Source organism: Pseudoroseicyclus sp. H15 (assembly GCF_054353345.1).
The window spans coordinates 429035-448226 of record NZ_JBTHJE010000006.1 but is presented as its reverse complement, the minus strand read 5'-3'; the positions used below and the strand labels follow the sequence as shown (position 1 = coordinate 448226).

General features: G+C 68.3%; 18 protein-coding genes. 10 read left to right on the top strand and 8 right to left on the bottom strand.

What is annotated here, in order from left to right:
* Positions 1-37 precede the first annotated feature (37 nt).
* The gene (locus ACXN5S_RS16070; RefSeq protein WP_458606476.1) at positions 38-1567 is read left to right on the top strand and encodes an ATP-dependent DNA helicase; all 1530 of its coding nucleotides are present in this window, start codon (positions 38-40) and stop codon (positions 1565-1567) included.
* A gap of 275 nt (positions 1568-1842) precedes the next feature.
* Here the strand turns inward: ACXN5S_RS16070 and ACXN5S_RS16065 are convergent, their stop codons facing one another.
* Positions 1843-2433, bottom strand: coding sequence for a thymidine kinase (locus ACXN5S_RS16065; protein WP_458606475.1), 591 nt, complete (start codon positions 2431-2433; stop codon positions 1843-1845).
* A 229-nt stretch (positions 2434-2662) separates the two neighbouring features.
* Between ACXN5S_RS16065 and ACXN5S_RS16060 the strand changes: the two genes are divergently transcribed.
* On the top strand, positions 2663-3139 hold the full coding sequence (locus ACXN5S_RS16060; RefSeq protein ID WP_458606474.1) for a hypothetical protein: 477 nt from the start codon (positions 2663-2665) through the stop codon (positions 3137-3139).
* Positions 3140-3142: 3 nt separating this feature from the next.
* On the opposite strand, the gene ACXN5S_RS16055 is transcribed toward ACXN5S_RS16060, so the two are convergent.
* The 3 genes from ACXN5S_RS16055 to ACXN5S_RS16045 all read right to left on the bottom strand — a co-directional run bounded on the left by ACXN5S_RS16055 (position 3143) and on the right by ACXN5S_RS16045 (position 9377).
* The gene (locus tag ACXN5S_RS16055; protein ID WP_458606473.1) at positions 3143-4252 is read right to left on the bottom strand and encodes a beta-ketoacyl-ACP synthase III; all 1110 of its coding nucleotides are present in this window, start codon (positions 4250-4252) and stop codon (positions 3143-3145) included.
* A 143-nt stretch (positions 4253-4395) separates the two neighbouring features.
* Entirely contained in the window at positions 4396-7776 is a 3381-nt protein-coding gene (gene carB, locus ACXN5S_RS16050; RefSeq protein ID WP_458606472.1) for a carbamoyl-phosphate synthase large subunit, read from the bottom strand.
* A gap of 401 nt (positions 7777-8177) precedes the next feature.
* Positions 8178-9377 carry a class I SAM-dependent methyltransferase gene (locus ACXN5S_RS16045; protein WP_458606471.1) on the bottom strand — a complete coding sequence of 400 codons (1200 nt, stop codon included), beginning with the start codon at positions 9375-9377 and terminating at the stop codon, positions 8178-8180.
* A gap of 151 nt (positions 9378-9528) precedes the next feature.
* Between ACXN5S_RS16045 and aspS the strand changes: the two genes are divergently transcribed.
* From aspS to ACXN5S_RS16025, 4 genes are all read left to right on the top strand, one after another.
* Positions 9529-11310 carry an aspartate--tRNA ligase gene (aspS, locus tag ACXN5S_RS16040; protein ID WP_458606470.1) on the top strand — a complete coding sequence of 594 codons (1782 nt, stop codon included), beginning with the start codon at positions 9529-9531 and terminating at the stop codon, positions 11308-11310.
* 258 nt (positions 11311-11568) lie between these two features.
* The gene (locus ACXN5S_RS16035; RefSeq protein WP_458606469.1) at positions 11569-12945 is read left to right on the top strand and encodes a DUF1800 domain-containing protein; all 1377 of its coding nucleotides are present in this window, start codon (positions 11569-11571) and stop codon (positions 12943-12945) included.
* Between the two features lie 2 nt (positions 12946-12947).
* The gene (locus ACXN5S_RS16030; RefSeq protein WP_458606468.1) at positions 12948-14114 is read left to right on the top strand and encodes a DUF1501 domain-containing protein; all 1167 of its coding nucleotides are present in this window, start codon (positions 12948-12950) and stop codon (positions 14112-14114) included.
* Positions 14111-14800: a GNAT family N-acetyltransferase gene (locus ACXN5S_RS16025; RefSeq protein WP_458606467.1), complete on the top strand. Its 690-nt coding sequence runs from the start codon at positions 14111-14113 to the stop codon at positions 14798-14800. The genes ACXN5S_RS16030 and ACXN5S_RS16025 overlap by 4 nt, the downstream gene beginning before the upstream one ends.
* 16 nt (positions 14801-14816) lie before the next feature.
* Here ACXN5S_RS16025 and ACXN5S_RS16020 read toward each other — a convergent pair whose 3' ends face one another.
* Positions 14817-15542, bottom strand: coding sequence for a response regulator (locus tag ACXN5S_RS16020; protein WP_458606466.1), 726 nt, complete (start codon positions 15540-15542; stop codon positions 14817-14819).
* A 144-nt stretch (positions 15543-15686) separates the two neighbouring features.
* Here ACXN5S_RS16020 and mce point away from each other — a divergent pair, with 144 nt between their 5' ends.
* Both mce and ACXN5S_RS16010 read left to right on the top strand, forming a co-directional pair.
* Positions 15687-16109, top strand: a complete 423-nt coding sequence (gene mce / locus ACXN5S_RS16015; RefSeq protein WP_458606465.1) for a methylmalonyl-CoA epimerase — start codon at positions 15687-15689, stop codon at positions 16107-16109.
* On the top strand, positions 16106-16381 hold the full coding sequence (locus ACXN5S_RS16010; protein ID WP_458606464.1) for a DUF1467 family protein: 276 nt from the start codon (positions 16106-16108) through the stop codon (positions 16379-16381). Before mce ends, ACXN5S_RS16010 begins: the two co-directional genes overlap by 4 nt.
* Positions 16382-16391: 10 nt before the next feature.
* Here ACXN5S_RS16010 and ACXN5S_RS16005 read toward each other — a convergent pair whose 3' ends face one another.
* Both ACXN5S_RS16005 and ACXN5S_RS16000 read right to left on the bottom strand, forming a co-directional pair.
* A complete protein-coding gene (locus ACXN5S_RS16005) occupies positions 16392-17099 on the bottom strand; it encodes an EI24 domain-containing protein (RefSeq protein ID WP_458606463.1) in 708 nt (235 codons plus the stop codon).
* Positions 17096-17671 carry a nitroreductase family protein gene (locus ACXN5S_RS16000; RefSeq protein WP_458606462.1) on the bottom strand — a complete coding sequence of 192 codons (576 nt, stop codon included), beginning with the start codon at positions 17669-17671 and terminating at the stop codon, positions 17096-17098. Before ACXN5S_RS16000 ends, ACXN5S_RS16005 begins: the two co-directional genes overlap by 4 nt.
* A 132-nt stretch (positions 17672-17803) precedes the next feature.
* Between ACXN5S_RS16000 and ACXN5S_RS15995 the strand changes: the two genes are divergently transcribed.
* Entirely contained in the window at positions 17804-18061 is a 258-nt protein-coding gene (locus ACXN5S_RS15995; protein WP_458606461.1) for a DUF167 domain-containing protein, read from the top strand.
* 3 nt (positions 18062-18064) lie between these two features.
* On the opposite strand, the gene ACXN5S_RS15990 is transcribed toward ACXN5S_RS15995, so the two are convergent.
* Complete coding sequence (locus tag ACXN5S_RS15990) at positions 18065-18301, bottom strand: hypothetical protein (RefSeq protein ID WP_458606551.1); 237 nt, start codon at positions 18299-18301, stop codon at positions 18065-18067.
* Positions 18302-18426: 125 nt separating this feature from the next.
* Here ACXN5S_RS15990 and ACXN5S_RS15985 point away from each other — a divergent pair, with 125 nt between their 5' ends.
* On the top strand, positions 18427-19191 hold the full coding sequence (locus ACXN5S_RS15985) for a M48 family metallopeptidase (protein ID WP_458606460.1): 765 nt from the start codon (positions 18427-18429) through the stop codon (positions 19189-19191).
* The last annotated feature ends 1 nt before the right edge of the window (position 19192 follow it).

The following is a 19192-nucleotide window of genomic DNA, read 5'->3' as shown; positions in this document are numbered from 1 at the left end:
CTGGCGGCCAGCGGGCGGGGCGGATAACCTCGCGCTCATGTCTGCCATCGCTCTCTCCGCCGATCAGGCGCATGCCTGGGACGCGCTTTCAGAGGCGCTGGAGAGCGCGGGTATCCATTTGGCTGACGGCAGCTCTGCTGCCCGCCCCGAGGGGCGTTCGCAGGTGCTGGCGATCACCGGCAAGGCCGGCTCGGGCAAGACGCTGCTGCTGGCCGAGCTGACCCGCGCGCTGAAGGATGCGGGCGTCGATCTCATCTCGGGCGATTACGAGGGGCGCAAGCGCAAGGAGCGGCGGACGCTGGCGATCCTCGCGCCGACCAACAAGGCGGCCAGCGTGCTGCGCACCCGCGGCGTGCCGGCGACGACGATCCACCGCATCATCTACACCCCGGTCTATGACCCCGAATACGAGAAGGTCGCCGAATGGCTGGCCGGGCAGGGCGAGCGGCCAGAGGTCGACAACCTGACCGACGCGCAGCTCGACCGCGCCTATGCCGCCTACCAGGCCTATAGCTCGGTGCCCGCGGCGCTGGCGGCGGCGGGGCTGCGTGGCTCGGATTTCATCACCGGCTGGAAGCGGCGCGACGAGCCGCTCGACATCGGCTTCGTCGATGAAAGCTCGATGCTCGACAGCAAGCAGTTCGAGGATCTGCAAGAGATCTTCCCCTCGCTGGTGCTGTTCGGTGACCCGGCGCAGCTGCCCCCGGTGAAGAGCGAGGGCGGCATGGTCTTTCACCGCCTGCCCGACGAGCAGCGGCTCGACCTCAGCCGCATCCACCGGCAGGAGGCCGACAGCCCCATCCTCGACCTCGCCCACGCCCTCGCCGACCCCGAGCTCGACTTCGCGGGCTTCGAGCAGATGGTGGAAGAGGCGGCAGCGAAGGACGAGCGCGTGCTGCTGGCGCCGCGCGCCGATGCCAACCTGATGGCCCGCTCACCGGTGCTCGTCTGGCGCAATGCCACGCGCATCAAGCTGATCGGCGCCTTCCGCAAGGCCTTCGGCGCCGCCGACGACATGTTGATGCCGGGCGAGCCGCTCGTCTGCGACGGCATCGAGCTGCCGCTCAAGCACCGCAAGCGCCGGCTGGACCTCGAGGCGCGGGGCCTGATCAAGGGCGCACAGGTCATCTACCTCGGCCCGGGCAAACGGCCCGGCTTCTCGCGGCTCTGGATCGTGGGGGCGGAGGAGCCGCAGGTCTCGGCCGCGTCGATCGTGAAGATCGAGAAGGAGGGGGAGGAGGAGCCCTTCATCCCCTTCGCCGCCTCGATGGGAGCGGTGTTCCTGCATGGCGCGGCGGTGACGATCCACAAGGCGCAGGGCAGCCAGTGGGAGAAGGTGCAGGTCTTCGCGCCCGACCTTTGGGTTGCCGCGCGCACTGGCCGGGTGGAGGCGGGTCAGCCGCTCTGGAAGCGGCTCGCCTATGTGGCGATCACGCGGGCGGAGAGCCAGCTGATCTGGGTGACCCGCTCAGCTTTGGCCCGCCCGACGGAGCCGCTGACGACCAGCGATCTGCAGGCCGCCCCGGCGCCCTTCCAGCTGGAGGCGGGGGACGGGGACGAGGGGTAGGAAACCTGCCCTGCGCCGCCCGTAGGGTGGGTTTGTAACCCACCATCCCACCGGGCCGCTCCATCCCCCGCCCGGAATCAAGCCGAAGGCGCCGGGCGAGCGCCTGCCCGTCCCGGCGGGCTGGCGCTCTGGTGAAGGCAGCGCCTAGCCTTCCGCTTGGAGGGGTGTGGCAGGCATAGAGCGCTACAGCGGGGAGGGCAGAGCGCCACCCCACGGGCAGGCGCTCGCCCGGCGCGGCACCGTTGGGGCAGGTGGAGATCGGGGGAGGGCGCCCTTTACGACTCGGGCCGGTCGCCCACAGCCTCGCGCCAGTGGCGGCGGCAGAGTGAGACATAGCGGTCGTTGCCGCCGATCTCGATCTGGGCGCCTTCGCGGGCGACCCGGCCATCCGGCCCCTTGCGAACAACCATCGTCGCCTTCTTCCCGCAATGGCAGATGGTGCGCACCTCGCGCATCTCGTCGGCCAGGGCGAGCAAGGTGGCGGAGCCGGGGAAGAGCTCGCCGCGAAAATCCACCCGCAGGCCGTAGCACATGACCGGCAGGTTCAGATCGTCGACCACCCGGGCGAGCTGCCAGACCTGCGCGGGCGTCAGGAACTGCGCCTCGTCGACGAACACGCAGGCCGGGTGATGCACGCGGCGCTCTTCCTCGATCAGCGCGAAGAGGTCGGTCTCGCCCACCCAGGTCAGCGCCTGCTGGGCGATGCCGATGCGGCTCTTGATGGTGCCTTCGCCTGCGCGGTCGTCGAGCTGGGCGGTGAGGAGGAGCACCTCCATCCCCTGCTCGCGGTAATTATGCGCGGCCTGGAGCAGCCCCGTGCTCTTGCCGGCGTTCATGGTGGAATAGTGGAAATAGAGCTTCGCCATCGAAGCAACCCATTGCCCCGTCTCGCCGCGCGGGGCAAGACCAGGCCAAAGACAAAGGCCCAAACCGGGCGGGCCGGCGCGGCGCACCAAGGTGCGACAGGGCCATCGCGCCGGCCCGGCCCCGCCAAGCGAGGCAAGCACTCGTACCCAGACAAAGCCCTTCGATACATTGACTTGCACGGTATTGATGAACACGGGTTTAATGCGCGCAGCGAAATTGGAGAGACCGGTGAATGACGTAAAGGCGCAGCGGCAGGTCCGCTCCTATCTGAAGAAGCACACCGAAGCGCTGGTGAAGGATGTCGGCATCGAGCCGGCGGCACTGCTGACCGGCCGCTCGAAGGCGACGCTGGGGCGCTATTATTCCGCCGATGACGAGCATGACGGCCGCTACATGCCGGTCGACGCCGTCGCGGCGCTGGAGGCGGCGTCGAGCTACCCGCATGTCACCGCGGCGCTCGCCGAGCTGCAGGGTATCACGCTGGAGCATGGGCCCGAGCGGCCCCGCCGAAACAGCGGCTCGGTCAATGCGCATGTCATCGCGCTCAGCCAGCGCTTCGCCTTGCTGATGGCCGAATATCACCTGTCGGTGGAGGATGGCCGCATCTCTCTCAACGAGGCCAAGCGGCTGCTGCGCGAGACGATGGAGCTGCAGAAGGTGCTGGTGGAGATGAAGCTGCGGCTGGAGGAAGAGGCCGGCCAGTAGCGCCTAGAGGCGCTCGACCACCACAGAGCCCACCGAATAGCCGGCGCCGAAGGAGCAGATCAGACCGCGTTCGCCGGGGCGGAAATCATCGCTGTGCTGCGCGAAGGCGATGATGGAGCCCGCCGAAGAGGTGTTCGCATACTCCTGCAGAATGTTGGGTTGCTCGCCGGGTTCGGGCTCGCGCCCCAGCACCTTGCGGCCGATGTAATCGTTCATCGCCTTGTTGGCCTGGTGCAGCCAGAGGCGCTTCAGATCGCCCGGAGCGGTGCCATCTGCGGCCAGATGCGCCTCGATATGGGCGGAGACGAGGGGCAGCACCTCTTTGAACACCTTCCGGCCGTTCTGCATGAACTGCATGTCGCGCCGGTCGTCCATCTGGTCATGGGCACGGCGCAGGAAGCCGTTGTTGTTGCGGATGTTGTTGGAGAACTGCGTCGCCGCCTTCGTGGAGCGGATGGCGAAGCCGTGCTCGGCATCGGCCTCGATGACGAGGGCCGTGCAGACGTCGCCGAAGATGAAGTGGCAGTCGCGGTCCCGCCATTCGAGATGGCCGGAGGTGATCTCCGGGCTGACGATCAGGGCGGAGGTGATGGAGCCGGCGCGGATCATGTCCGCCGCGACCTGGATGGCGAAGGTGGCGGAGGAGCAGGCGACGTTCATGTCGAAGGCGAAGCCCTGGGCCCCGAGCAGCGCCTGGATCTCCACCGCCATGGCCGGGTAGGGGCGCTCCATGTTGGAGGCGGCGCAGAGGATGGCGCCGAGGTTTTCGGGCGCGAGGCCGGCCTCCTCGAGGGCGGGGCGGGCGGCCTTCAGGGTGATCTCGGCCATCAGGGAGGGCTCCTCGTCCGCCCTGCCGGGCAGCCTCGGGGCCATGCGGGCGGGGTCGAGGACGCCCGACTTCTCCATCACGTGGCGCCGCTCGATGCCGGAGGCGGAGGTGATGAAGGCGGCCGAGGACATCGGCTTCTCGGCCACCTCGCCGGCGGCGATCTCGGCCGCGTGAGCCTCGTTGAAGGCGGCGGCATAGGCGTTGAAGGAGGCGACGAGCTCGTCGTTGGTGATCACGTCTTCGGGCGTGAAGACGCCCTTGCCGGTGATGACGGGGGTGGGCATGGCTCCTCCTCTTCTTGCCGCAAGCCTGCGCGGGCGGGGTGAGCTTGTAAAGCCGGGCGCGGGCGGAGGGGGCAGGAGCGAGGGGCTGTCTGCCCCTCGCGCTCCCCGAGAGGTATTTGGAAAAGGGCGAGGGTAAGAGGGCCTTACCCCTGCAGGCTGCGCACCTCCACCTCGCCCTCGCCCCGCGCCTTGATGGCCAGCGCCGCGGCGTGGGCGCCGGCGGCCGTCGTGTAATAGGGGATCTTGTCGTAGAGGGCGACGGAGCGGATCTCGCGGCTGTCTTCCACCGCCTGGGCGCCCTCGGTGGTGTTGAAGACCAGCGCCACGTGGCCGTCCTTGAGGCGGTCGACGATGGTCAGCCCGCCCTCGTAGACCTTGTTCACCTGCTCGGCCGGCACGCCCGCCTCCGTCAGCCACGCCGCCGTGCCGCGGGTGGCGAGGAGGGTGAAGCCGAGGCCGGTGAGGATGCGGGCGGCCTCCAGCATGTCGGCCGTCTTGTCCTCGCCCCGGATGGAGATGAAGACGCAGCCCTCCGACGGCAGCTCGACGCCGGCGCCCATCTGCGCCTTGAGGAAGGCGCGGGGGAAGGACCGGTCCCAGCCCATGACCTCGCCCGTCGAGCGCATCTCGGGGCCGAGGATCGTGTCCACCCCCGGGAAGCGGGCGAAGGGCATGACGGCCTCCTTGACGGAGAACCACGGCATCGCCGGGTCGACCAGCGTCAGCGGGTCGCCCATCGGCAGGGGGGTGTCGTAGTCGACATCCTTGTAGGGCTCGCGGAGGGGGAAGGCGGAGAGCGGCTCGCCGGCCATCAGCCGGGCGGCGATGGAGGCGATGGCGCTGTCCGTCGCCTTGGCGACGAAGGGTACGGTGCGGGAGGCGCGGGGGTTCACCTCGATGAGGTAGACCTCCTGCTCGCCCGCCGCGTTGGCCTTCACGGCGAACTGCACGTTCATCAGGCCGACGACCTTCAGAGCCCGGGCCAGCGCCACCGTCTGCTCGCGGATCACGGCGAGGACGTCATCGCCCAGCGTATGCGGCGGCAGGCAGCAGGCGCTGTCGCCGGAATGGACGCCGGCCTCCTCGATATGCTGCATGATCCCGGCGACATGGACGTTCTCGCCGTCGCAGAGGGCATCCACGTCCAGCTCCGTCGCGCCGGAGAGGTAGCTGTCGAGCAGCACGGGGGACTTGCCGGAGACGACAACGGCCTCGGAGATGTAGCGCTCGAGGCTGGCCTGGTCGCGCACGATCTCCATCGCGCGGCCGCCGAGCACGTAGGAGGGGCGGATGACCAGCGGGAAGCCGATCTTGGCGGCGATCTCGAAGGCCTCCGCGTCCGAATGGGCGATGCCGTTGATGGGCTGCTTGAGGCCGAGGCGGTTGACGAGATCCTGGAAGCGCTCGCGGTCCTCCGCCAGGTCGATGGCGTCGGGCGTGGTGCCGAGGATGGGGATGCCCGCCTCTTCCAGCGCGTTCGCCAGCTTCAGCGGCGTCTGGCCGCCGAACTGGACGATGACGCCCTTGAGCGTGCCGTTCTCCTGCTCGACACGCAGGATCTCCATCACGTGCTCGTAGGTCAGCGGCTCGAAGTAGAGGCGGTCGGAGGTGTCGTAGTCGGTCGAGACCGTCTCCGGGTTGCAGTTGACCATGATGGTCTCGTAGCCGGCGTCGCTGAGCGCGAAGCAGGCATGGCAGCAGCAATAATCGAACTCGATGCCCTGGCCGATGCGGTTGGGGCCGCCGCCGAGGATGACGATCTTCTCGCGGTTCGTGGGGCGCGACTCGTCCTCCACCTCGCCCATCACCGGGGCCTCGTAGGTGGAGTACATGTAGGGCGTCTGCGCCTCGAACTCGGCGGCGCAGGTGTCGATCCGCTTGAAGACGGCGGTGACGCCGAGGCGCTCGCGGGCGCGGCGGACCTGCCCCTCCTCGCGGCCGGTGAGGGCGGCGAGGCGGGCATCGGTGAAGCCCATCATCTTGAGCCGGCGCAGGCCCTCCTCGTTCATCGGCAGGCCGCCGCGCTTCACGTCGGCCTCGGCCTCGATGATCTCGCGGATGCGGGCGAGGAACCACGGATCGAAGCGGGTGACGCCCTCGATGTCGATGTCGGAGAGGCCATGGCGCATGGCCTGCGCGATGATGCGGATGCGGTCGGGCGTGGCGTGGCTGAGCGCCTTGATGACGGAGGCCTTCTGCGTCTCGTCCAAGGGAGCGCTCTCGCCGGCGCCGGCGGGGACGCCCGGGATGGCGATCTCGTCGAAGCCGGAGAGGCCCGTCTCCATCGAGGCGAGGGCCTTCTGCACGCTCTCATGGAAGGTGCGGCCGATGGCCATGGCCTCGCCGACCGACTTCATGGCGGTGGTCAGCTCGGGCTTGGCGCCGGGGAACTTCTCGAAGGCGAAGCGCGGGATCTTGGTGACCACGTAGTCGATGGTCGGCTCGAAGCTCGCCGGCGTCACCTTGGTGATGTCGTTGTCGAGCTCGTCCAGCGTGTAGCCGACGGCGAGCTTGGCGGCGATCTTGGCGATGGGGAAGCCGGTGGCCTTCGACGCCAGCGCCGAGGAGCGGGAGACGCGCGGGTTCATCTCGATGACGACCATGCGGCCATCCTCGGGGTTGATGGCCCATTGCACGTTGGAGCCGCCGGTCTCGACCCCGATCTCGCGGAGGACGGCGATGCTGCCGTTCCGCATGATCTGGTATTCCTTGTCGGTCAGCGTCAGCGCCGGGGCGACGGTGATGCTGTCGCCGGTGTGGACGCCCATCGGATCAACGTTCTCGATCGAGCAGACGATGATCGCGTTGTCCGCCTTGTCGCGGACGACCTCCATCTCGAATTCCTTCCAGCCGAGGAGGGATTCGTCGATGAGGATCTGCCCGGCGGGGGAGGCGTCGAGGCCCGAGCGGCAGTAATGCTCGTACTCGGCCCGGTTGTAGGCCACGCCGCCGCCGGTGCCGCCGAGCGTGTAGGCGGGGCGGATGATGGCGGGCAGGCCGATATGCTCCAGCGCGTCCATGCAGGACGCCATGCCGGCGGCCATGTCCTTCTTGCCGTTCGCGCCCTTGGGGGCGGTGACGATGGTGGCCTTGGGGTTCTCCAGCCCGATCCGGTCCATCGCCTCGCGGAAGAGGCCGCGATCCTCGGCCATCTCGATGGCGGCGCGGTTGGCGCCGATCAGCTCGACGCCGAATTGCTCCAGCACGCCGAGATCGGCGAGCTCCAGCGCGGTGTTGAGGCCCGTCTGCCCGCCCATGGTGGGCAGCAGGGCGTCGGGGCGCTCTTTCTCGATGATCTTGCCCACGACATCGGCGGTGATCGGCTCGATATAGGTGGCGTCGGCGAGGCCCGGGTCGGTCATGATCGTGGCCGGGTTCGAGTTGACCAGGATGACGCGGTAGCCCTCTTCGCGCAGCGCCTTGCAGGCCTGGGCGCCGGAGTAATCGAACTCGCAGGCCTGGCCGATGACGATTGGCCCCGCCCCGATGATCATGATCGAGCGGATGTCCGTACGTTTCGGCATGTGAAGAACCCCTGGGCAACGGCAGCGGCTGCCGGGTGGCAGCCCGCAAATTGTCCGCGTCTTAGGGGGGAGGCGAGAGGGGTTCAACCCCTGCCGCGCGGGTGGGGTGTGGTGGGGCGCGATCTGCCCAATGGTTCGACCTTACCGCTAGGGCCCATGGGCGGAATCGAGGGCGTCAGTCCGCCGCGCGAGCGCCGGCCCGTTCCGGCGGGCTGGCGCTCTGGTGGAGGCGGCGCCTGGCTCTCCACTGGGAGGGGCGTGGCTGGCATAAAGTGCTGGAGCGCGGAGGTTGGGGCACCACCCCACGGACCGGAGTGTGACATGGCCGCTTGGGGCAGGCCGGCAAAGGTGGGCGGGCGCCCCACAATGATCGGGGGCGGGCCGCAGCCCGCCCCGTCCTGTCAGTTCCGGTAGAGGTAGTCCCGCGTCAGCGGCACCGCCGTGTTCGAGCGGGCGAGCTGGAACTGGAAGTTCACCAGCGTGCCCAGCCGAAAGCCCTCTTCGGCGCCGGCGAGATAGAAGCGCCACATCCGCACGAAGCGGGCGTCGTGCAGGGCCTCGGCCTCGTCGACCCGCGCCATGAAGCGGTCGTACCAATGGCGCAGCGTCTTGGCGTAATGCACCCGCAGCACCTCGACATCCGAGGTGACGAGCTCTGCCTTCTCGATCTGCGCGAGCGTCTCCGACATCGACGGAATGTAGCCGCCGGGGAAGATGTACTTGCGCGTCCAGGCCGAGGTCGCCCTCGGGGCTTCGGTCGAGCCGATGGTGTGGATCAGCGCCACGCCATCCTCCGTCAGCATGTCGTGCACCTTGTCGAAATACTCGCGGAAGTGCTTGCGGCCCACATGCTCGAACATGCCGACCGAGACGATGCGGTCGAAGGTCTCCGGCACGTCGCGGTAATCCATCATCCGCAGCTCGACCTTGTCTTCGAGCCCGGCGTCTTTCACCCGCTGGCGACCGATCTTGATCTGCTCTTCCGACAGCGTGACCCCGATGACATGGGCGCCGTATTCCTTAGCGAGCGTGATCGCCATGCCGCCCCAGCCGCAGCCGATGTCGAGCACACGCATCCCCGGCTCGACGCAGAGCTTGCCGATGATGTGCCGCTTCTTGGCCATTTGGGCCTCTTCGAGCGTCATGTCCTCCTGCGGGAAGTAGGCGCAGGAATACTGGCGATCCTCATCGAGAAAGAGATCGTAGAGCCGGCCATCGAGATCGTAGTGATGTGCCACATTCTGGCGCGAGCGCGTCAGCGGATTGGCAGAGAAGAACCGCTGCACCGGCGCGGCAATATTGTCGATCATCCGCATCAGGAACGGGGTGGAATGCACCGCCCTGTTCATCAATGCGAGCCGGATCAGGGGGCGGGGGTCGTCATCGGGCAGGATCATGGTCCCGTCCGTATAGGCCTCACCCACCGCCATATCCGGCGTCAAAACTACACGCCTTAGTAAGGCTTCATCGGTAATGTGAACCTTGACCGGTTCTGCATCGGCTTCGCCGTACCGCCGCGCGGGCTGGCCAGCTACCGTGACTTCCAGCGCACCGCGCTGGACAAAACGGCGCATCGCCGCATCGAAGATTTTGTCCCACATATATTACCCTCACCCACCGAGGGGGCTTGCCCGCATTAGGGCACGACGAATTGTCCGGCACGGGCATGTCAAGGAGCGTTGCTTGACTTCGCCGCCCGGGCGCGCTGTATCGGCGCGACTTATTTGTACGCCCGCAGTAAAGGAACACAATATGCACCGCTACCGCAGCCACCGATGCGACGCCCTGCGCCTGTCGGATGCCGGGAGCGATGTGCGTCTCTCCGGTTGGGTCCACCGTATCCGCGATCACGGCGGCGTGCTCTTCATCGACCTGCGCGATCACTACGGCATCACCCAGGTGCTCTGTGACAGCGATAGCCCTGTCTTCAAGGAGGTCGAGAAGCTTCGCGCCGAAGCCTGCATCCGCATCGACGGCACCGTGAAGGCCCGCTCGGAAGAGCTTCGCAACCCCAAGCTGCCGACGGGTGAGATCGAGGTCTATATCCGCGACATGGAGGTGCTCGGCCCCATTCGCGGCGAATTGCCGCTGCAGGTGTTCGGCGATCAGGAATATCCTGAGGAAACACGCCTGCGCTTCCGCTATCTCGACCTGCGCCGCGAGGCGATGCAGCGCAACATGGTGCTGCGGAGCGACGTTGTCGCCTCGATCCGCCGCCGCATGTGGGGCGCCGATTTCCGCGAGTACCAGACGCCGATCATCACGGCCTCGTCGCCCGAGGGCGCGCGCGACTTCCTCGTGCCGTCGCGCCTGCACCCCGGCAAATTCTACGCGCTTCCGCAGGCTCCGCAGCAGTTCAAGCAGCTGCTGATGGTCTCGGGCTTCGACAAGTACTTCCAGATCGCGCCCTGCTTCCGTGACGAAGACCCGCGCGCCGACCGCTCGCCCACGGACTTCTACCAGCTCGATGTCGAAATGAGCTTCGTCGAGCAGCAGGACGTGTTCGACACGGTCCAGCCCGTCATCACCGGCATCTTCGAAGAGTTCGGGGGTGGCGCCAAGGTCGACCAGGAGTGGCCGCAGATCTCCTACGCCGATGCGGCGCTCTGGTACGGCACCGACAAGCCCGACCTGCGCAACCCGATCAAGATGCAGGACGTCAGCGAGCATTTCCGTGGCTCCGGCTTCGCCATCTTCGCCAAGCTGCTGGAGCAGCCGGGCAACGAGGTGCGCGCCATTCCCGCGCCAACCGGCGGCAGCCGCAAGTTCTGCGACCGGATGAATGCGTTTGCGCAGAAAGAGGGTCTGCCCGGCATGGGCTATATCTTCTGGCGCGATCAGGGCGAGGGCATGGAAGCCGCCGGCCCGCTGGCCAAGAACATCGGCCCCGAGCGCACGGAAGCCATCCGTGAGCAGCTCGGCCTCGGTGTCGGCGATGCCGCCTTCTTCCTCGGCGGCAAAGCGGCCAGCTTCGAGCGCGTGGCCGGCAAGGCCCGCACCGTCATCGGCGAAGAGCTCGGCCTGACCGAGAAGAACCGTTTCGCCTTCGCCTGGATCGTCGACTTCCCGATCTATGAGAAAGACGAGGAAACCGGCGAGATCGACTTCGAGCACAACCCCTTCTCCATGCCGCAGGGCGGGATGGAGGCGCTGGAGGGTGACCCGCTCAAGGTGAAGGGCTACCAGTACGACCTCGCCTGCAATGGCTACGAGCTGGTTTCCGGTGCCATCCGCAACCACAGCCCCGAGCTGATGCTGAAGGCCTTCGAAATCGCCGGCTATGGCGAAGACGAGGTGAAGGCGCGCTTTGGCGGCCTCTTCACTGCCTTCAACTACGGCGCCCCGCCGCACGGCGGCTGCGCCATGGGCATCGACCGGGTGGTGATGCTGCTGGCCGAGGAAGAGAGCATCCGCGAGGTCATCCTCTTCCCGATGAACCAGCGGGCCGAAGACCTGATGATGGGCGCCCCCTCGCTGCCCACCAACGAGCAGCTGCGCGAGCTGCGCCTGCGGGTGCTGCCGGCGGAAGACTGACGCTGGGTGAACAATATCGGGGCCTGAGGCGTTGAGGGTCAAACCCCCGAAACGGAGGCCCCGATGCGCAAGCTGTTCAAGTACTTCGCGATCTACAAGATCATCCAGAAGCTCTTCCGCCGGAACCGGCGGGCCTGAGACGAAGGGGCGGCCAACGGGCCGCCCTTTCTCATTTCCCATCGGCGAAGCCGCGCCTGCGTGTCTCGCATCACGGCGCTCTGACTTGCGCCTGCGCCGGGCGCGGCGCAACTGTTGGGTATGGGCTTCAATCCTGACCTTGCAGAGATCCGCTTCGGCATGGGGCTGTCGCCTCTGGTGCCGGCAAAGCAATCTGTGGCCGAGATGATGCAGGCGGCCCTCGCCCCCGACGTCATCGAAACGCTCGCCCCCGTCACGCCCTTCAGCGAGGCCGTCGGCATCCTGCACGACCTGCGCCAGGCCCGCCGCGACGAACGCGATGCACCGACCGATGCGGGCAAGACCGCGGCCCGCGAGCGCTTTCGCGCCAGCAATCAAGCTGCCGCTGCGCTCCGCCGGAACAATCTCGCCGCCAGCTATATCCGCGCCGCCGAAACGGATTCCGGGCTACGCGAGCGGCTGGTGGGCTTCTGGGCGGACCATTTCACCGTGCGGGCCAAGAACGGGCTCACCAAGCATCTGGTGACGCCCTACGTGGAAGAGGCGATCCGCCCCTATATCTTCGGGCAATTCGGGCGGCTGCTGCGCGAGGCGGTGCTGCACCCGATGATGCTCGACTATCTCGACCAGACGCGCTCCGCCGGCCCCAATTCCGACGCGGCCGAGCATCGGGGCGCGGGCCTCAACGAGAACCTTGCCCGCGAGCTGATGGAGCTGCACACGCTCGGCGTCGACGGCCCCTACACGCAGGCGGATGTGCGCGAGATGGCCGAGCTTCTGGCCGGCGTTGGCTGGAACCTCGATGAGGATCGCTTCACCTTCCGCGTGGGCCAGACAGAGCCGGGCTCGGAGGTTGTGCTGGGCCAGACCTTCTCGCCCGATTCCGCGCTGTCGACGGTGATCGAGGCGCTCGATTTCCTCGCCGTCCACCCGGCGACGGCGCGCCACATCTCCACCAAGATGGCCCGCAGTTTCATCGCCGACGACCCGCCCGAGGCGCTGGTCGAGGCGATGGCGGCGGCCTGGGCGCAGAGCGGCGGCAACCTGCGCCGCGTCACGGCCACCATGCTGCGCCACCCCGCCGCCTGGATGGAGAGGCGGCTGCGCATCAAGCCGCCCTTCGATTTTATCGCCTCGTCGCTGCGCGCCTTCGGCTTCGGCCGGGCCGAGATCGGCGCGATGCCCATCAACAAGGCCTGGGCGCAGCTCGGCCTGCCGCTGCGGGCCATGGGGCAGAGCTGGGAAGAGCCGGTAGGCCCCGATGGCTGGCCGGACGAGGCCGACGCCTGGATCACCCCGCAATTCTACGCCGCCCGCATCTCCTGGGCCATGCAGATGCCCGAGCGCCTGTCGGACCTGCCCGACCCGCGCGACTTCGTCGGCACCGCGCTGGGCAGCCTCGCCTCGCCGGAGATGGAGTTCGCGGCCGCCGCGGCCGAGACCCGGGCCGAGGGCGTGGGGCTGGTGCTGGCCAGCCCGGATTTTCAAAGGAGATGAGCATGCAGATGGACCGCCGCGCCTTCCTGCGCACCTCTCTCGCGCTTGGCTGCTCGGCCGCGGCCAGCCCGCTGGTGGCCCCGATGGCCTTCGCCTCGGCGCCCGGTGAGCGGCGGCTGGTCGTCATCCTGCTGCGCGGCGCCATGGACGGGCTCGATGTGATCCGCCCCACCGGCTCGCCCGAGTGGCGGGCGGCGCGGCCCCGCCTGGCCGAGACGGCGTCCTCGGGGCTCGACCTTGGCGCCGGCTTCGCGCTGCACCCGGCGCTGGGCGATCTCGCTCCTCTCTGGCAGGCGGGCGAGATGGCGGCGGTGCATGCCGTCTCGACCCCCTATCGCGACAAGCGCTCGCATTTCGACGGGCAGGACCTGCTGGAGGCCGGCATCGGCAATCTGGAGGAGGGGCTGCGCGACGGCTGGCTCAACCGCCTCGTCGGGCAGATCCCCGGCGCGCGGGCCGATCTGGCCTATGCGGTGGGGCGCGAACGGATGCTCATTCTAGACGGACAGGCGCCCCATGCCTCGTGGTCGCCCGAGGTCAGCCTGCTGCTGACACCGCAAGCGCAATTGCTGCTCGGCCATCTCTGCCGGGAGGACGATATGTTCGCCGAGGCGCTCGTAGATGCGCTGCTCGTCACGCAGTCGCTGCCCGAGGCCGAAGCACAGACGGGCCGCGGCGACCATCAGCGCCTCGCCGATTTCGCCGCCAGCCGCCTGACGGGCGAAGCGCGCATCGCCAGCTTCTCGCTGGCCGGCTGGGACACCCATGCCAACCAGGCCAACACTATCAAGCCCGCGCTCAAGCGCCTCGGCGAGACGGTGCTGGCGCTGAAGGAGGGGCTGGGCGCGGCCTGGGGCGAGACGGCGGTGGCCTGCATCACCGAATTCGGCCGCACCTTCCGCGAGAACGGCACGGGCGGCACCGATCATGGCACCGGCGGCGCCATGCTGCTCTTCGGCGGCGCGATCAACGGCGGCAAGGTCTATGCCGACTGGCCAGGGCTGGGTGAGGGCGACCTCTACGCCGGGCGCGACCTGCTGCCCACGCGCGACGTGCGGGCGCATCTGGGCTGGATGCTGGCGGGCATGTTCGGCCTCTCCCGCTCGGAGGTCGAGCTGCAGGTCTTCCCGGGCGTCGACCTGGGCGTCGATCCGGGGGTGCTGGCATGAGGCCGCTGGGTGCCCGGGTTGATGGCTGGGCTCCGCCGCCGCGCCCGGATGATGCCCCGATGCAGGGCCGCTATTGCCGGCTGGAGAAGCTGAGCGCCGCACACGGCGACGACCTCTGGGCGGCCTTCGAGGGCGAGCCGTGGCTCTGGGATTACATGCCGGGCGGCCCGTTCGAGACGCGGGAGGCCTTCGACGCCTGGCTCGCAACGCTGCCCGAAAGCCGTGACCCGCTGTTCTTTGCGATCCTCGTCGAGGGCAGGGCCGTCGGCATGCATTCCTACCTGCGCATCGCGCCCGAGGCGGGCAGCATCGAGCTTGGCAATATCTGCTTCGGCCCGGCCCTGCAGCGCAGCCGGGCGGCGACCGAGGCGATGACCCTGATGATCGCCTGGGCCTTCGAGGCCGGCTACCGTCGCTTCGAATGGAAGTGCAACGCCCTCAACGCCCCCTCCCGCCGCGCGGCGGAGCGGCTGGGCCTGAGCTTCGAGGGCATCTTCCGGCAGGCGCTGGTGGTGAAGGGGCGCAACCGCGACACGGCGTGGTTCGCCGCTATCGATAGCGACTGGCCGGCGTTGAAGGCGGCCTATGAGGCCTGGCTCGCGCCGGAGAACTTCGACGCTGAGGGGCAGCAGAAGCTGAGCCTTTCGGCGCTGACCGCCCCCATCCTGGTCTCCCGCGGGGGCTGACCGCGCCCCACACCCGTCACCCGATGGGCGAAGAGGCCGCCAGGCGCTTGTCTACCATCGCGCTCAGCCTGGAGAGCGGCGCACCGATCTTCTTGCCGCTGGCACGGGCATGGGCCAGCTCTCCCACCGCATCCGCCAGCCGGGCGTCGCCGGCCGAGCGGGCGACGCTTTTGAGAAACTGGGTGACATAGCCGAGCTCGTCCTCTTCGCCCTCGGCATGGTCCTTAAGCACCTCGGCTGCATGGGCCAGATCGTCGCGCAGCGCTACGGTGTCGGGCTCAACCCGGCCCTTCGGCAGGCCGCGCGGGCCGGCGGGCTGACGCTCCGGCGGCAGATGGCGGAGCACGGCGCTCTGAAAACTCGCCAGCTCGGGGATAGGCTTGGTCAGGAAGCCATCCGCCCCCGCAGCCCGCGCCTCGGCTTCAAGATCGGAATCGGCCGAGACAGCGAGAATCACGTCGATCCGCGGCTTTCCCTGCGCCAGCTCTTCGATCAGCTGGGTGCCCGAGCCATCGGGCAGGCCAAGGTCGATCATCACCACGCTCGGGCGATAGACGCTCAGGTGCCGCCTGGCATGCTGCAGGCTGTCGGCCCGGCGCAGACGCGCGCCAGAGCGCTGGGCGAGCAGGCGAAAGCCCTCGGCTGCGTAGCGGCTATCCTCCACCAGCAGGATCGTGACGCCGAGCAGAGGCTGGTCTGCATTCGGCGTGCGCATGGTCATGTAGTCCTCAACGGGATGCATTGCCTGCTCCGATTCATATTGGTTGCCTTGGGGCTACTTTTGCGGAACTCGGTGAAAGAGGCGTTAAGCGGATCGCGGGATTTTGCGCTTGCTGGCCCCCAGGCCGGGCTGGACGGCGGCCCTCGCGGCGCAGATAAGCCCCCCATGATCGGAGCGCTCAACCACGTCGCCATCGCCGTGCCGGATCTGGCCGCCGCCGCCGCGCAATACCGCGGCGCGCTCGGCGCCGACGTCGGCCCGGTGCAGGAGCTGCCCGAGCATGGCGTGCGGGTGATCTTCGTCACTCTGCCGAACACCAAGATCGAGCTGCTCGAACCGCTGGGGGAGGCATCGCCCATCGCCGCCTTCCTCGCGAAAGCGCCCGCCGGCGGCATCCACCACCTCTGCTACGAGGTGCCCGATCTCGCCGCGGCCGCGACCCGCCTGACTGACGCAGGCGCGCGCGTTCTGGGCGAGCCGAAGATCGGCGCGCATGGGCGGCCTGTGCTCTTTCTGCACCCCAAGGATTTCAACGGCACCCTCATCGAGCTCGAAGAGGCCGCGCCGGTTACGGAGGAAACCCCATGAGCATCACATCCGCGATCGTGCTCTATGCCATCACCTGGTTCATGGTGTTCTTCATCGTGCTGCCGCTCAACCTGACCACTCAGGGCGATGCGGGCGACGTGGTGCGTGGCACGCATGAAGGCTCGCCCGCCGGGCCATTCATGCGACGCAAGCTGCTGATCACCACGATCATCGGCACCATCGGTTGGCTGCTGCTCACCGGCGTCATCCTGTCGGGCTGGATCACCGTCGATGATTTCGACTGGTCGGCGCGGATGCGGAACGCCTACTAGCGCCGGCCTCTCAAAGCTGAGCACCGGGCAGCGGTGTCCGCACCCGATGATAGAGATGCGTGAAGGTGGCGGCGCCCAGCACCGGCACCAGCAGGTTGATCAGCGGGATCGACAGCGGCACAGCCATCAGGCAGCCCGCCAGCCAGATCTGAAAGATATTGCGGCTGCGCAGCGCCTTGGCGCCGGCGCGTCCCTCGCGCCGCATGGCGGCGATCTGGAAATACTCGCGCCCGAGCAGGAAGCCGTTCATCGCGTAGAAGATGAAGGGCGCCGCGGGCGGCAGCAGGGCGTAGAAGAGGAAGGCCAGAAGGTTCGCCGCGATCAGCACGCCCAGGAAGTTCACGGTATCGACCACGCCCTCCCAGAAGGTCGCGCCGGCGACCGGCGGCAGCGCGGGGTAGTACTCCGCCTCGACCGCCGCTGCGACATCATCGAGAAACATCGAGGTGATGGCCGAAGCGACGGGGATCATCAGGAACATCGACAGGAACAGCATCAGCGCCAGCGAGCCCCAGGCCAGCAGATCGCCAAGCCAGGTGACCTGGCCGACGACCGGCAGCTCAAGCGCACCGGGATCGGCCAGGTTGATGAGCCAGAGCAGCCCAGCGTAAAAGCCGATGAGCAGCGCCAGCGCCAGCAGCACCCCTACGATCAGCACCCGCCGAAAGCGCGGGTCGCCGATCTGGCCAACGGCCTTCATGAAATCGGTGAGGATCACTCGGCGACCCAGCTGGTCAGCGCCGCCACATCGGGGCGCGGCCGCTCTGGCGGGCGGGAGCTGGCGGTGCCGATATGGATGAAGCCGGCGAGCGATTCCTCCGGGGCCAGCCCCAGAGAGACCTCCAGGAAGGGCCGGTCAAAGGCAGGCCAGTCGGTCAGCCAGTTGGCACCCCAGCCGGCGGCGAGGCAGGCGTTCAGCAGCGACAGGCACACGCAGGCGGCCGAGGCTGTCTGCTCTTCCAGCGGGATGCTGCCCGGCTTCGGCACGCTGACGACGGCGACGCAGAGCGTGGCATCGGAATATTGCGCGACGATCTTGGCCGTTGCGGCCTCGTCCTCGCCGCGCTCTGCCGCCCGCGCGGCTACGGCGGCGGCAAGGCGGGTGAGGGCGGGCTTTTCCAGCACGATGTAGCGCCAGGGCTCGAGCTTGCCGTGGTCGGGCACCCGGGCGCCGATGGTCAGCAGCTCCATCAGCTCGTCACGCTCCGGCACCGGCGCCTTCAGCAGCTTGTGCGGCCGCGAGCGGCGGGTGGCGAGAAAGTCGAGGGCGGGCTGGTTGCGGTCTGTCATCGTGGCTCCGGCGGGTGGCTACGGGCGTAGTTAGGCATCCCCAATGCGCGCGTAAAGGAGGCGCCGCGGCGCGGCCGGGCGCAAATCGCCGAAGAGGCTTGGCCCGCTGCTGCGGCCGGCGTAAGGGGCGGCATGGCCCGTGACCTGCCCGATCTGAGCGCGCTAGCCCATCCCGAGACGCGGGTGGAGGTGAAGGTGACCCCCAAAGCCTCGCGCGCGCGGATAGAGCCGGGCGAACCGCTACGCATCTACGTCACCGAGGCGCCGGAGGGCGGCAAGGCCACGGCGGCGGTGACGAAGCTGCTGGCCAAGGCCATGGGGCTGGCGCCCTCGCGGCTGCGCCTGGTGCGGGGCGAAACCTCGCGAACCAAGCTCTTTGAGGTGCTGTAAGGCTCAGGTCACCGGCTTCAGCCGATAGACCCCTTCGGGCAGGTTGAGCGCCGCGAGCAGGTCGCGCACCATTTCGGGCGAGAGCGTGATGCGCTCAACCCTGTCGGTGCGCGGGTCGAACTGCTCGAGCGTGACGCATTCCTCGAAGCCGTTGACGATGACGTCCTCCTGCAGGGGGGCTTCGCCTTCGTCGACCAGTGTGATGACGGTTGAGTCGAAATCGTGCTCGATGCTGAACATGGGGTAGAGGGTAGGGCCCGCCATAGGGTCGCGCAAGGCGGGGGGGGGGCGGCCTCACGGAGGCGGGACTGGCCGACCCCCGCCCGGATCGCTTAAACATGTCGCAAAACACCGAAAGGCCGGGCATGCGCATCCTTCGACATCTGCTTCTCTTGGCGACGCTCGCCAATCTGGCCGCCTGCGCCGTGCCGACAGAGCCCGATGGCACGATCATCCGTGGGCCGGGCGGTGCGAACACCGGCACCGTCAGCTCGCCGCTGGGCGGAGCGGAGCAGCCCGCGCAGCCGAGCCGTGCGACGGCGCGCGCCTTCGTGCAGATGGTCGACCGGGTAGAGCCTGTGGCCGAGCGGCTCTGCCGCGAGCGCAACCCCGGGGCCAATTGCGACTTCGTCATCCTCGTCGACGACCGGCCAGGCCTGCCACCCAACGCCTTTCAGACGCTGGATGAAAGCGGCCAGCCCATCATCGTCTTCACCCTGTCGTTGATCGCCGATCTGGATAACGTCAACGAGATGGCCTTCGTCCTGGCGCATGAGACCGGCCACCATGTCGCCGGCCACATCGCCCGCAGCCAGGAAAGCGCCCGCGCCGCCGCCGCCGTCTTCGGCGGGCTGGCCGGGGTGAGCGGCGCCAGTGACGAGGCGATCCGCGCGGCGGCCGAGATCGGCGCCGCCGTGGGCGCCCGGCGTTATTCGAAGGAGTTCGAGCTGGAGGCCGACGCCGTGGGCACCGAGATCACCGTGCTGGCAGGGTACAACCCGCTGATCGGCGCGGAGTTCTTCTTCCGCATCCCCGACCCGGGCGACCGCTTTCTGGGCTCGCATCCCGCGAATACCGATCGGGTGAACGTCGTCCGGGCGACGGCGGCACGGATGGGCTTCGTCAGCTAGG

Bases quoted from the DNA above. Each gene is read 5' to 3' on its own strand.
- ACXN5S_RS16070 (WP_458606476.1), top strand. From the start codon at position 38: ATGTCTGCCATCGCTCTCTCCGCCGATCAGGCGCATGCCTGGGACGCG.
- ACXN5S_RS16065 (WP_458606475.1), bottom strand. From the start codon at position 2,433: ATGGCGAAGCTCTATTTCCACTATTCCACCATGAACGCCGGCAAGAGC.
- ACXN5S_RS16055 (WP_458606473.1), bottom strand. From the start codon at position 4,252: ATGCCCACCCCCGTCATCACCGGCAAGGGCGTCTTCACGCCCGAAGAC.
- carB (WP_458606472.1), bottom strand. From the start codon at position 7,776: ATGCCGAAACGTACGGACATCCGCTCGATCATGATCATCGGGGCGGGG.
- ACXN5S_RS16045 (WP_458606471.1), bottom strand. From the start codon at position 9,377: ATGTGGGACAAAATCTTCGATGCGGCGATGCGCCGTTTTGTCCAGCGC.
- aspS (WP_458606470.1), top strand. From the start codon at position 9,529: ATGCACCGCTACCGCAGCCACCGATGCGACGCCCTGCGCCTGTCGGAT.
- ACXN5S_RS16035 (WP_458606469.1), top strand. From the start codon at position 11,569: ATGGGCTTCAATCCTGACCTTGCAGAGATCCGCTTCGGCATGGGGCTG.
- ACXN5S_RS16030 (WP_458606468.1), top strand. From the start codon at position 12,948: ATGCAGATGGACCGCCGCGCCTTCCTGCGCACCTCTCTCGCGCTTGGC.
- ACXN5S_RS16025 (WP_458606467.1), top strand. From the start codon at position 14,111: ATGAGGCCGCTGGGTGCCCGGGTTGATGGCTGGGCTCCGCCGCCGCGC.
- ACXN5S_RS16020 (WP_458606466.1), bottom strand. From the start codon at position 15,542: ATGCATCCCGTTGAGGACTACATGACCATGCGCACGCCGAATGCAGAC.
- mce (WP_458606465.1), top strand. From the start codon at position 15,687: ATGATCGGAGCGCTCAACCACGTCGCCATCGCCGTGCCGGATCTGGCC.
- ACXN5S_RS16010 (WP_458606464.1), top strand. From the start codon at position 16,106: ATGAGCATCACATCCGCGATCGTGCTCTATGCCATCACCTGGTTCATG.
- ACXN5S_RS16000 (WP_458606462.1), bottom strand. From the start codon at position 17,671: ATGACAGACCGCAACCAGCCCGCCCTCGACTTTCTCGCCACCCGCCGC.
- ACXN5S_RS15995 (WP_458606461.1), top strand. From the start codon at position 17,804: ATGGCCCGTGACCTGCCCGATCTGAGCGCGCTAGCCCATCCCGAGACG.
- ACXN5S_RS15990 (WP_458606551.1), bottom strand. From the start codon at position 18,301: ATGTTCAGCATCGAGCACGATTTCGACTCAACCGTCATCACACTGGTC.
- ACXN5S_RS15985 (WP_458606460.1), top strand. From the start codon at position 18,427: ATGCGCATCCTTCGACATCTGCTTCTCTTGGCGACGCTCGCCAATCTG.